At 67.0% G+C, this 11,539-nt stretch carries 8 protein-coding genes; 7 read left to right on the forward strand and 1 reads right to left on the reverse strand.

Annotation, left to right across the window (positions count from 1 at the left end; all coding sequences use genetic code 11):
- Window positions 1–182 precede the first annotated feature (182 nt).
- Together asd and Q0672_RS15160 are read left to right on the forward strand one after the other, a co-directional pair.
- On the forward strand, window positions 183–1,031 hold the full coding sequence (gene asd / locus Q0672_RS15155) for an archaetidylserine decarboxylase (protein ID WP_298623486.1): 849 nt from the start codon (window positions 183–185) through the stop codon (window positions 1,029–1,031).
- Between the two features lie 122 nt (window positions 1,032–1,153).
- Window positions 1,154–2,347 carry an MFS transporter gene (locus Q0672_RS15160; protein ID WP_298623489.1) on the forward strand — a complete coding sequence of 398 codons (1,194 nt, stop codon included), beginning with the start codon at window positions 1,154–1,156 and terminating at the stop codon, window positions 2,345–2,347.
- Here Q0672_RS15160 and Q0672_RS15165 read toward each other — a convergent pair.
- A complete protein-coding gene (locus tag Q0672_RS15165) occupies window positions 2,292–3,185 on the reverse strand; it encodes a cation transporter (protein ID WP_298623492.1) in 894 nt (297 codons plus the stop codon). The two genes, Q0672_RS15160 and Q0672_RS15165, sit on opposite strands and share 56 nt — an antisense overlap.
- Window positions 3,186–3,253: 68 nt before the next feature.
- Between Q0672_RS15165 and Q0672_RS15170 the strand changes: the two genes are divergently transcribed.
- The 5 genes from Q0672_RS15170 (at window position 3,254) to Q0672_RS15190 (ending at window position 11,416) form a co-directional block, all read left to right on the forward strand.
- Window positions 3,254–4,150 carry a radical SAM protein gene (locus Q0672_RS15170; protein WP_298623493.1) on the forward strand — a complete coding sequence of 299 codons (897 nt, stop codon included), beginning with the start codon at window positions 3,254–3,256 and terminating at the stop codon, window positions 4,148–4,150.
- Window positions 4,151–4,292: 142 nt separating this feature from the next.
- The gene (locus Q0672_RS15175) at window positions 4,293–5,840 is read left to right on the forward strand and encodes a class I SAM-dependent DNA methyltransferase (protein ID WP_298623494.1); all 1,548 of its coding nucleotides are present in this window, start codon (window positions 4,293–4,295) and stop codon (window positions 5,838–5,840) included.
- A gap of 16 nt (window positions 5,841–5,856) precedes the next feature.
- Window positions 5,857–7,206 (forward strand): restriction endonuclease subunit S, encoded by a 1,350-nt coding sequence (locus Q0672_RS15180; protein ID WP_298623495.1) that lies wholly within the window; start codon window positions 5,857–5,859, stop codon window positions 7,204–7,206.
- The gene (locus Q0672_RS15185) at window positions 7,203–8,258 is read left to right on the forward strand and encodes a PDDEXK nuclease domain-containing protein (protein WP_153160547.1); all 1,056 of its coding nucleotides are present in this window, start codon (window positions 7,203–7,205) and stop codon (window positions 8,256–8,258) included. The genes Q0672_RS15180 and Q0672_RS15185 overlap by 4 nt, the downstream gene beginning before the upstream one ends.
- Window positions 8,255–11,416: a type I restriction endonuclease subunit R gene (locus tag Q0672_RS15190; RefSeq protein ID WP_298623496.1), complete on the forward strand. Its 3,162-nt coding sequence runs from the start codon at window positions 8,255–8,257 to the stop codon at window positions 11,414–11,416. Before Q0672_RS15185 ends, Q0672_RS15190 begins: the two co-directional genes overlap by 4 nt.
- Window positions 11,417–11,539: the final 123 nt, after the last annotated feature.

Consider the following 11,539-nt stretch of genomic DNA (forward strand, 5'->3'; position numbering starts at 1 on the left):
AACATTCGCGCTGGCAAAACGGGAGGAGTCCATATACGGACTTCAGTCCGACATCGGGGCTTCGATCCGACGGTGTTGTCGGACTGAAGTCCGACCTACAGAACCAACAGAAAGTCGGCCCGCGCGCCTCGGCCGGGCTCGGCGGCTATAATCCGCGCCTTCACCACCGCCGGGATCGCGCCGTGTCCGACCGCCTGAAAGTTCTTCCCCAATACCTCATCCCCAAGCAGGCGCTCACCATCCTGGCCGGCAAGCTGGCCGGCGCAAAGGCCGGCAGGCTCACCACCTCGGTCATCCGCTGGTTCGTCGGGCGCTACGGGGTGAACATGGCGGAAGCCGCCAACCCGGACATCGCCAGCTACCCCAGCTTCAACGAATTCTTCACCCGCCCGCTCAAGGCCGGCGCGCGGCCCTTTGCCAGCGCCGACTACCTGTGCCCGGTGGATGGCGCGATCAGCCAGTTCGGGCGCATCGAGCGCGACCAGATCTTCCAGGCCAAGGGCCACACGTATTCCACCGCCGCGCTGGTGGGCGGCGATCGGGATCTCGCCCTGTGGTTCCACGACGGCGAGTTCGCCACGCTCTACCTCAGCCCGCGGGATTACCACCGCATCCACATGCCCTGCGACGGCCGCCTCACCCGGATGATCTACATCCCCGGCGAGCTGTTCTCGGTCAATCCGACTACCGCCCGCGGCGTGCCCGGCCTGTTCGCCCGCAACGAGCGGGTGGTGTGCGTGTTCGAGAACGACGAGACCGGCCCCTTCGTGCTGGTGCTGGTGGGCGCCACCATCGTCGGCAGCATAGCCACCGTGTGGCACGGCCAGATCAACCCACCGCGCCCCGGCACCATCAAGGAATGGGACTACGCCCCGGGCCAGGTCACGCTTAAAAAGGGCGACGAGATGGGCCGCTTCCTGCTGGGCTCCACCGTCGTCATGCTCTTTCCCAAGGGCCGCCTCAGCTTCAACCCCGACTGGTCGCCCACCCGGGCGATCCGCATGGGCGAGGCGATGGGCAGCCGCGCCTGACCCCGACGAGAACCCTGCAGGTCCTGTAGGTCGGACTTCAGTCCGACAACACAGCCAGACCATCGCGATGATGTCGGACTAAAGTCCGACCTACAGAAGCGCGAACCACCGGAGCCCTGCCGATGCGCCTGCCCGCCCTGCCCCTCATCGTCGTCGCCCAGCTGTTCGGCACGTCCCTGTGGTTCTCGGCCAACAGCGCCGGCGCCGATCTCATGCGCGCCTGGCAGCTCCAGCCGTCCGATCTGGGCCAGCTCACCAACGCGGTGCAGCTCGGCTTCATCGCAGGCACCCTGGGCTTCTCCCTCTCCGGCCTCGCCGACCGCTTTGCGGCGAGCCGCATCTTTGCCATCTGCGCGGTGCTCGGTGCGCTGGCGAATGCAGCCTTCGCGCTCTTGGCCGACGGCCTTGGCGCCGCGCTGCCGCTGCGCTTCTGCGTGGGGCTGGCGCTGGCCGGGGTGTACCCGCTGGGGATGAAGCTGGTGGTGAGCTGGGTGCCCCAGCAGGCCGGCGCGGCGCTGGCGTGGCTGGTGGGCATGCTCACCCTCGGCACCGCGCTGCCCCACGGGGTGCGCTTTCTCGATACCGGCTGGGGCTGGCAGGCCACGGTGCTGGTGTCGTCGGGCCTGGCGGTGCTGGCCGCCGGCCTCATCACCCTGCTGGGCGACGGGCCGCATCTGGTGCGCAAGCCCGGCGCGCCACCGCTGCGCCTGGGCCGGGTGATCCTCGCCTTCTTCGAGCCGCGCCTGCGCGCCTCGGCCGGCGGCTACTTCGGCCACCAGTGGGAGCTCTACGCCTTCTGGACCCTCGTGCCGCTGCTGGTGGGGCAGGTGACCGCCGGCAGCCCGTCCGGCCCCTCCTTCGCGGTGATCGGCATCGGCGCCGCCGGCTGCGTGGCGGGCGGTTTCCTCAGCCGGCGCATCGGCAGCGCCCGGGTCGCGGCCATCGCGATGGCGGTCTCGGCCCTGTGCTGCGCGCTCTACCCCTTCCTCAAGGGCAGCCCGGAGTGGCTGCTGGGCGCGGTGATGCTGGTGTGGGGCGCCAGCGTGGTGGCCGATTCGCCGCACTTCTCCGCGCTCTCGGCCCGCGCCTGCCCGCCGGAGATCGTCGGCAGCGCGCTGGCCTTCCAGAACGCCATCGGCTTTGCGATCACCATGGGCTCCATCGCCCTCACCACCCGCCTGTGGCCCCAGCTTCACGAGCAGGTGGCGTGGCTCCTCCTGCCCGGCCCGCTGCTGGGCCTCGTCGCCCTGTGGCCGCTGGTCAGGCAGGGAGCCGCAGAATCCGCACCGCCCCCGCCAGCACCATCGCCCCGATGAGGCTGCCGATCAGCCAGTCGGGCCACTGGGCGCCGGTCCACGCCACCAGCAGGCCGGCGACGATCACCCCCAGGTTGGCCAGCACGTCGTTGGCCGAGAAGATGTAGCTCGCCTTCATGTGGGCGCCGCCGTCCCGGTGGCGCGCCACCCTCAGCAGGCAGGCCACGTTGGCCGCCAGCGCCAGCACCGACACCCCCATCATCGCCCCGGCCAGCGGCGCCGCACCATGCAGGATGTGCTCCGTCACCTGGGCGAACAGCCCCAGCGCCAGCACCACCTGCAGCCAGCCCGCCAGCCGCGCCGCCTGCCGCTGCATGCCGGCGCCGCGCCCCACCGCGTAGAGCGCCGTGCCATACACCGCGGCATCGGCAAACATGTCCAGCCCGTCGGCCAGCAGCCCCGACGACTCCGCCCACCAGCCCGCCACCACCTCGACCACGAACATCACCCCGTTGATCGCCAGCAGCCACCACAGGCTGCGCCGCTCGTCGGCTGGGTCGGACGCCGGGGCCGCAGGCATCGGCGCGGTGGCCGGGCCGCTATCGACGAGCTCGGCGCCCATCCCCAGCTTCTGCAGCCGCCCCAGCACCACGCCCACCGGCACCGCGTGATCCACCACCAGCGTGCGCCCCGGCAGGTCGAAGCGCAGCCCCTGGGCCAACCCGCCCAGCGCGGCGCGGATCTGCACCTCCTCCGACGGGCAATCCATGCCCGGCACCCGGAAGGTTGACCGGAAGCGCGCCGCGCCTGCAGCCGGCTCACCGGCCGGCACCTGAGCCGACACGCCACCCTGCGGCCCGCAGCCGCAACCCGCCGAACACGACGCTCCGTCCTTCATCCCGCACCTCCGCAATCCAGTCGTCCGATGGTAGCCTCATCGACTGCACCGCAGCAAAGGCCCGCCCCATGTCCAGCATCCCCATCCGCTACGTCGAACCCGTCTTCCGCCCGCCCTCCGAGGCCCAATCCCTGATCCTGCCCGTCACCGACGGCTGCTCCTGGAACCACTGCACCTTCTGCGAGATGTACACCGCCCCGCAAAAGGCCTTCCGCGCCCGCGCCGAGGACGAGGTGCTGGAAAGCATCCGCCGTACCGGCCAGATGTATGGCGACCAGATCCGCCGCGTCTTCCTGGCCGACGGCGACGCGCTGGTGCTGCCCACCCGCCGCCTGCTGGCCATCCTCGACGCCATCCGCCAGCACATGCCGGCGGTGCATCGCGTCTCCAGCTACTGCCTGGCGCGCAACCTCAAGAAGAAGACCGTGGAAGAACTCACCCAGCTCCGCGCGGCCGGGCTGGCGATGGTTTATCTCGGCGCCGAATCCGGCGACGACACGGTGCTCGAAAAGGTGCACAAGGGCGAAACCTTCGACTCCACCCGCAGCGCGCTCGACAAGCTCGGCGAGGCCGGCATCACCCGCTCGGTGATGATCCTCAACGGCCTCGGCGGGCAGGTGTATTCCGCCCAGCACGCCGACAACTCCGCCCGCCTCGCCAACGCCACCCAGCCGGAGTACCTGTCCACGCTGGTGGTGAGCTTCCCCAAGGGCGAAGCGCGCTTTCGCGAAGGCTTTGCGGAGTGGGAGCCGCTCGATCAACCCGCCCTATTCCGCGAGATGGAACGCTTCCTCAGCCAGCTCGACCTGCGCCGCACGGTGTTCCGCTCCGACCACGCCAGCAACTGGCTGGTGCTGAAAGGCACGCTGGGAGCCGACAAGGAACGCCTGCTCGCCCAGGTGCGGCAGGCGATTGCCGAACCGGGTGGCGCCCACCTGCGGCCGGCCTGGGCGCGGGGGCTGTAGCGCACGCCCCGGCGCCCCTTGCCCGATGGGCGCCGCCGCAGCGCCCGGTGTAACCTACCCGCCTTTCCCGGGCTTGCGCGTCAGACGCATGCGACATGCTTCCGCGCAGCAGCCCTGACCGACGCCTCACCCTCGCATCCCCATGCTCGACGACATCAAGAAGACCCTCTGGGCGGCAGCCGACAAGCTGCGCGCCAACATGGATGCAGCCGAATACAAGCACCTGGTGCTGGGCCTCATCTTCCTCAAATACGTCTCCGACACCTTCGCCGCCCGCCGGGCCGAGCTGACCCGCCGCTTCCTCGACGAAGCCGACGACTACTTCCTGCACGAGTGCGACGACGAGATGCTCGCGGATGAGCTCGAAGACCGTGACTACTACAAGGAGGTCAACGTCTTCTGGGTGCCCGAAGCCGCCCGCTGGGAGCAGCTGCGCGCCGCCGCCAAACAGACCGACATCGGCAAGCGCATCGACGAAGCCCTCACCGTCATCGAGCAAGAGAACCCCAAGCTCAAAGGCATCCTCGACAAACGTTACGGCCGCGCCCAGCTGCCCGACGGCAAGCTCGGCGAGCTGGTGGATCTCGTCTCCACCATCGGCTTTGGCGACGACCCGGGCGCCGCCCGCGACGTGCTGGGCCAGGTGTACGAATACTTCCTCGGCCAGTTCGCCAGCGCCGAAGGCAAGAAGGGCGGCCAGTTCTACACCCCCGCCAGCATCGTCAAGACCCTGGTCGCCGTGCTCGCCCCCCACCACGGCAAGGTGTACGACCCCTGCTGTGGCTCCGGCGGCATGTTCGTGCAATCCGAAAAGTTCATCGAGGCCCACGGCGGCAAGCTGGGCGACGTGTCCATCTACGGGCAGGAATCCAACCCCACCACCTGGCGCCTCGCCGCGATGAACCTCGCCATCCGCGGCATCGACTTCAACCTGGGCAAGGAGCCCGCCGACACCTTCACCCGCAACCAGCACCCCGATCTGCGGGCCGACTTCATCCTCGCCAACCCGCCCTTCAACATCAGCGACTGGTGGCACGGCAGCCTGGAGGGCGACCCCCGCTGGCTGTATGGCGACCCACCCCAGGGCAATGCCAACTACGCCTGGCTCCAGCACATGCTGCACCACCTCGGCCCGGTTGGCCGCGCCGGCATCGTGCTCGCCAACGGCAGCATGAGCTCCAGCCAGAACAACGAAGGCCAGATCCGCGCCGCGATGGTCGAGGCCGACGTGGTGGAGGTGATGATCGCCCTGCCCGGCCAGCTCTTCTTCAACACCCAGATCCCCGCCTGCCTGTGGTTTCTGGCCAAAAAGAAGACCGCCCGCCCCGGCGAGGTGCTGTTCATCGACGCCCGCAAGCTCGGCCGCATGATCAGCCGGGTGCAGGCCGAGCTGACCGACGAAGTCATCGACCGCATCGCCGCCACCGTCGCCGCCTGGCGCGGTGAAGCAGGCGACTACGCCGACCAGCCCGGCTACTGCCGCAGCGTCGCGCTCGCCGAGATTGCCGGGCACGGCCATGTGCTCACCCCCGGCCGCTACGTGGGCGCCGAGGCGGTGGAGGACGACGACGAAGCCTTTGCCGACAAGATGCGCTCGCTCACCGAAAAGCTCGGCGAGCAGATGGCGAAGGGGGCGGAGCTGGATGCCCTGATCCGCCAGAAGCTGGGAGTGCTGGGCTATGAGTTCTGACCGCCCACCCCAAACCATGAGCACCCCAACCCCCACCGTAGGTCGGGTTAGCCCACAGGGCGTAACCCGACAGGACACCGCCGCCGAAGTGGCAGCCGATGTCGGGTTACGCGAAGCTAACCCGACCTACGGGGCTGGGTGGATCGAAACGACGATCGGTGAGCAGGTGACACTACAACGAGGGTTCGACATCACGAAAGCGACACAGCAGGATGGATCGATACCTGTCATCTCATCTGGCGGCACGAATAGCTACCACTGCGTATCCCAGGCAAGAGGCCCTGGAGTCGTACTTGGTCGGAAAGGGGTCGTTGGCAGCGTTTACTTTGTTCGGGGGGACTACTGGCCTCATGACACGACGCTCTGGGTAAAAGACTTTCACGGTAACGATCCGCTCTTCACGTACTACTTCTTTCGTTCCCGAGCCTCAGATCTCGCGGCGCTGGATGTAGGTTCCGCGAACCCGACCTTGAATCGGAATCACGTCCATCCGATCAAGACGTTGTGGCCACCCATGAAGGAGCAGCAAGGCATCGCTGCGCTCCTCTGCCTGCTTGACGACCGCATCGCCCTCCTGCGCGAAACCAACGCCACCCTCGAAGCCATCGCCCAGGCGCTGTTCAAGTCCTGGTTCGTCGACTTCGACCCCGTCCGCGCCAGGCAGCAAGGGCTCGCCCCGGAAGGGATGGACGAGGCGACGGCAATGCTGTTTCCGGATGAGTTCGAGGAGTCGGAGTTGGGGCTGGTGCCGAGGGGGTGGAGGCTGATACCTCTGTCGAAAGCATTCGAAATCAATCCGAGCCGGAAGCTGAAGAGGGGCGAAACGGCCCCCTACCTCGACATGGCGAGCGTCAGCACGCAGGGACACATCGTCGGCGCTCCGATAGAGCGAGAGTTCGGCTCAGGTACCAAATTCGTCAATGGCGATACGCTCCTGGCGCGGATCACGCCTTGCCTCGAGAATGGTAAGACCGCTTACGTCGATTGCTTACCGGACGGTCAGACTGGCTGGGGTTCGACCGAATTCGTTATCCTGAGGCCTCAGCCGCCTTTGCCGTCGTACTACGCTTACCTTCTTTGCCGGCACGGGGCCTTCCGTAATTTCGCCATCCAAAGCATGTCCGGCACCAGTGGCCGTCAGCGCATCCAGAACGATGTGCTCGGCCGCTATCCTATCGCCGTCCCGCCACCAGCCTTGGCCGACGCGTTCGGACAGGTGGTTAGTGGGCTTCAGTCGACGATCGCAGCGAACCACGCCACCGCCCAAACCCTCGCCACCCTCCGCGACACCCTGCTCCCCCGCCTGATCTCCGGCCAGCTCCGCGTGCCCGAGACGGAATCGCAAATCGAGGAGGCCACCGCATGACCCCCGCCCCCCATGCCCCGAATCTCCCCGAGGACTACCCGGCGTGGCTGATCCGGCTCAAGACCGACATCCGTCATGCCCGTCAGCGTTCAGCGCTGGCCGTCAATGCGGAGATGGTCCAGTTGTACCGGCGCATCGGTCAGGAGATTCTGGCCCGTCGGGCCGAGCAGGGCTGGGGTACCAAGGTGATCGAGCGGCTGGCCAGGGATCTGAAGGATGCCTTCCCGGACATGCGCGGCTGGTCGGCCAGCAACCTGAAATACATGCGCTTCTTTGCCGAGCATTGCCCGGATGGCAAATTTGGTCAGCAGCCTGCTGACCAATTGCCGTGGTTCCACATCGTGACCCTGCTGACCAAACTGGCCAGCCCCGGGGAGCGGGCGTGGTACGCCGTGCGGGCCGTGCAGCTGGGTTGGTCGCGGCCCACGCTGGAACTCCACATCCGCAATCGCCTGATGGAACGGCAGGGCACTGCCGTAACCAACTTCGAGGCCCGCCTGCCCTCCCCTGATTCGGCCCTTGCGGCCGAAACCCTGAAAGACCCTTACCTCTTCGACTTTCTGGGTTTGGGAGACGATGCCCACGAGCGGGATATCGAAAACGGCCTGATCCGCCATATCACCCGCTTTCTGCTGGAGTTGGGGTCCGGCTTCGCCTTCATCGGACGGCAGTTCCGGCTGGAGGTGGCGGGCGACGAATTTTTCATCGACCTCCTTTTTTATCACACGCGCCTGAAGTGCTATGTGGTGGTCGAGCTGAAGGCGACGGCCTTCAAGCCCGAACATGCAGGCCAGCTCAACTTTTACCTCTCTGCGGTGGATGCGCAGGTGAAGGCGCCGGACGACAAGCCGACCATCGGCCTGCTGCTGTGCAAGCAGCAGAACCGGCTGGTCGCCGAGTACGCCCTGTCGGGGATCGAGAAGCCGATGGGCGTAGCGGAATACCAGCTGCTGCGCGACCTTCCCGCGTCGTTCGAGCGCAGCCTGCCCAGTATCGAAGCGATCGAGGCCGAGCTGACCGAAGAGATCGACAAGCTGGACCCGCAGAAATGACCGAAGACCAGCTCGAACACGAAGCCCTCGGCTGGCTGGCCGAGGTGGGTTACACGCCGCTTTACGGCCCGGAGCTGGCACCGGACGGCGAGCGCCCGGAGCGCAGCAGCTACCAGCAGGTGCTGCTTGTGGAGCGCCTGCGTGCGGCCATCGCCCGCCTGAACCCGCAGCTCACCACCGCAGCGCGGGAAGACGCGCTGCAACAGGTGCGGGATCTGGGCATCCCGGCGCTGCTGTCGGCCAACCGGCGGTTCCACCAGCTGCTGGTGACCGGCGTGCCGGTCGAGGTGCAGCGTGGCGGCGAAACGCTGGGCGACTTTGCCCGCCTGATCGACTGGGCTGACCCGTCGAACAACGATTGGCTGGCGATCAACCAGTTCACCGTGAAGGGCCCGCTCCACACCCGCCGGCCAGACATCGTGCTCTTCGTGAATGGCCTGCCGCTGGTGGTCATCGAGTTGAAGAACCCGGCCGACGCCAACGCCGACATCTGGAAGGCCTTCGAGCAGCTCCAGACCTACAAGGCCCAGACGCCGGACCTGTTCCAGTACAACGAGGTGCTGGTGATCTCCGACGGCTCGGACGCCCGCATGGGCTCCCTGTCGGCCGACGCCGAGCGCTTCATGCAGTGGCGCACCATCGACGGCATCGCCCTCGACCCGCTGGGTGAGTTCAACGAGCTGGAGACCCTGATCCGCGGCGTGCTCGCCCCGGCGCTGCTGCTCGACTACCTGCGCTACTTCGTGCTCTTTGAGGACGACGGCGGGCTGGTCAAGAAGATCGCCGGCTACCACCAGTTCCACGCGGTGCGGGCGGCGATCCAGCAGGTGATCGCGGCCTCGCGCCCCGGCGGCGCTGCGGCAACCAAGGGCAAGGGCGGCGTGGTGTGGCACACCCAGGGCAGCGGCAAGAGCATCACGATGACCTGCTTCGCCGCGCGGGTGATGCAGGCCACGGCGATGGAGAACCCCACCATCGTGGTCATCACCGACCGCAACGACCTGGACGGCCAGCTCTTCGGCGTGTTCTCGCTGGCCCAGGACCTGCTGCGGGAGCAGCCGGTGCAGGCAGGCACCCGGCAGGATCTGCGCCGGCTCCTGGCCAAGCGCCCGTCCGGCGGCATCGTGTTTGCGACGATCCAGAAGTTCATGCCGGGCGAGGACGAGGACGTCTTTCCGCTGCTCTCGGACCGGCACAACATCGTGGTCATCGCCGACGAGGCCCACCGCACCCAGTACGGCTTCGAGGCGAAGCTCAAGACCTTCAAGCCCAGGGCCAGCGCCAACGACGCCCAAGGCCAGCTGGCCGCCGAGCCCCGGGCGGCCTATGTGGTCGGCTACGCCCAGCACCTGCGCGACGCGCTGCCCAACGCCACCTTCGTGGCCTTCACCGGCACGCCGGTATCCAGCGAGGACCGCGACACCCGCGCGGTGTTCGGCGACTACATCCACATCTACGACATGCAGCAGGCCAAGGAGGACGGCGCCACGGTGGCGATCTACTTCGAGTCACGCCTGGCCAAGCTGTCGCTGAAGGCGGACGAACTGCCGCACATCGACGCGATGGTGGATGAACTCGTGGATGAGCTGGCCGAGGACGAGGAGGAAAGCCAGCAGGCCCGCCTGAAGAGCAAGTGGGCCGCGCTGGAGAAGGTCGTCGGCGCCGAACCCCGCATCGCCAGTGTGGCGGCGGATCTGGTGGCGCACTTCGAGGAGCGCAACAAGGCTCAGACCGGCAAGGCGATGGTGGTGGCGATGAGCCGCGACATCTGCGTGCATCTCTACAACGAGATCGTCCAGATCAAGCCCGAGTGGCACGACGATGATCCCGAAAAGGGCGCGATCAAGATCGTGATGACCGGATCGGCCAGCGACAAGGCGCTGCTGCGCCCGCACCTCTACAGCAAGCAGGTCAAGAAGCGCCTGGAGAAGCGCTTCAAGGACCCGGCCGACCCGCTGCGGCTGGTGATCGTCCGCGACATGTGGCTGACCGGCTTCGACGCGCCCTGCGTGCATACCCTGTATGTGGACAAGCCCATGAAGGGCCACAACCTCATGCAGGCCATCGCCCGGGTGAACCGCGTCTTCAAGGACAAGCAGGGCGGGCTGGTGGTGGACTACATCGGCATCGCCAACGAGCTGAAGTCGGCACTGAAGGACTACACCGCCAGCAAGGGCCGCGGCCGCCCGACCGTGGATGCGGCCGAGGCATACGCCGTGCTGGAGGAGAAGCTCGACATCCTGCGCGGGCTGCTCCACGGCTTCGACTACGCCGACTTCCTGAGCGCCGGCCATCGGCGTCTCGCGGGCGCGGCCAACCATGTGCTGGGCATCAAGGACGGCAAGAAGCGTTTTGCTGATCAGGCGGTGGCCATGTCCAAGGCCTTCACCCTGTGCTGCACGCTGGACGAGGCCAAGGCGGTGCGCGAGGAGGTCGCTTTCTTCCAGGCGGTGAAGGTGATCCTCACCAAGCGCGACCTCACCCACAAGAAGAAGACCGACGAGGAGCGCGAACTGGCGATCCGCCAGATCATCGGCTCGGCGGTGGTGTCGGAAGATGTGGTGGATGTGTTCGAGGCGGTGGGCCTCGACAAGCCCAACATCGGCATCCTCGACGACGAATTCCTGGCCGAGGTGCGCAACCTGCCGGAACGCAATCTGGCCGTCGAGTTGCTGGAGCGCCTGCTGGAAGGCGAGATCAAAAGCCGCTTTGCGGGCAACGTGGTGCAGGAGAGGAAGTTCTCCGAGCTGCTGGCCAACGTGGTCAAGCGCTACCAGAACCGCGCCATCGAGACGGCCCAGGTGATCGAGGAGCTGATCGAGATGGCGAAGAAGTTCCACGCTGCCGCCACCCGCGGCGAGGAACTGGGCCTCTCCGAAGACGAGATCCGCTTCTACGACGCGCTGGCCAATAACGAATCGGCGGTGCGCGAACTCTCCGACGAGACGCTGAAGAAGATCGCCCACGAACTCACCGAGAACCTGCGCAACAACCTGACCGTGGATTGGTCGGAGCGCGAGAGCGTGCGCGCCAGGCTGCGCCTGATGGTCAAGCGCATCCTGCGCAAGTACAAGTACCCACCCGACCAGCAGGAAGGCGCCGTCGAGTTGGTGCTCCAGCAGGCGAAGGCGCTGGGCGAGGCATGGATGGCGGCGTGATCGGCAGTCGGACTTCAGTCTGACGACACGGCCGTACCGGAGAGGGGTGTCGGACTGACGCCCGACCCGGGAGTGTCAGTAATTTTGTGTTCGAGGCGAATTTCGATTGATCCCGGCCATGGC

The sequence above is a fragment of the uncultured Zoogloea sp. genome, assembly GCF_937894855.1.
GTDB lineage: Bacteria > Pseudomonadota > Gammaproteobacteria > Burkholderiales > Rhodocyclaceae > Zoogloea > Zoogloea oryzae.

Bases quoted from the DNA above. Each gene is read 5' to 3' on its own strand.
- Q0672_RS15180 (WP_298623495.1), top strand. From the start codon at position 5,857: ATGAGCACCCCAACCCCCACCGTAGGTCGGGTTAGCCCACAGGGCGTA.
- Q0672_RS15185 (WP_153160547.1), top strand. From the start codon at position 7,203: ATGACCCCCGCCCCCCATGCCCCGAATCTCCCCGAGGACTACCCGGCG.
- Q0672_RS15170 (WP_298623493.1), top strand. From the start codon at position 3,254: ATGTCCAGCATCCCCATCCGCTACGTCGAACCCGTCTTCCGCCCGCCC.
- Q0672_RS15175 (WP_298623494.1), top strand. From the start codon at position 4,293: ATGCTCGACGACATCAAGAAGACCCTCTGGGCGGCAGCCGACAAGCTG.
- Q0672_RS15190 (WP_298623496.1), top strand. From the start codon at position 8,255: ATGACCGAAGACCAGCTCGAACACGAAGCCCTCGGCTGGCTGGCCGAG.
- Q0672_RS15165 (WP_298623492.1), bottom strand. From the start codon at position 3,185: ATGAAGGACGGAGCGTCGTGTTCGGCGGGTTGCGGCTGCGGGCCGCAG.
- Q0672_RS15160 (WP_298623489.1), top strand. From the start codon at position 1,154: ATGCGCCTGCCCGCCCTGCCCCTCATCGTCGTCGCCCAGCTGTTCGGC.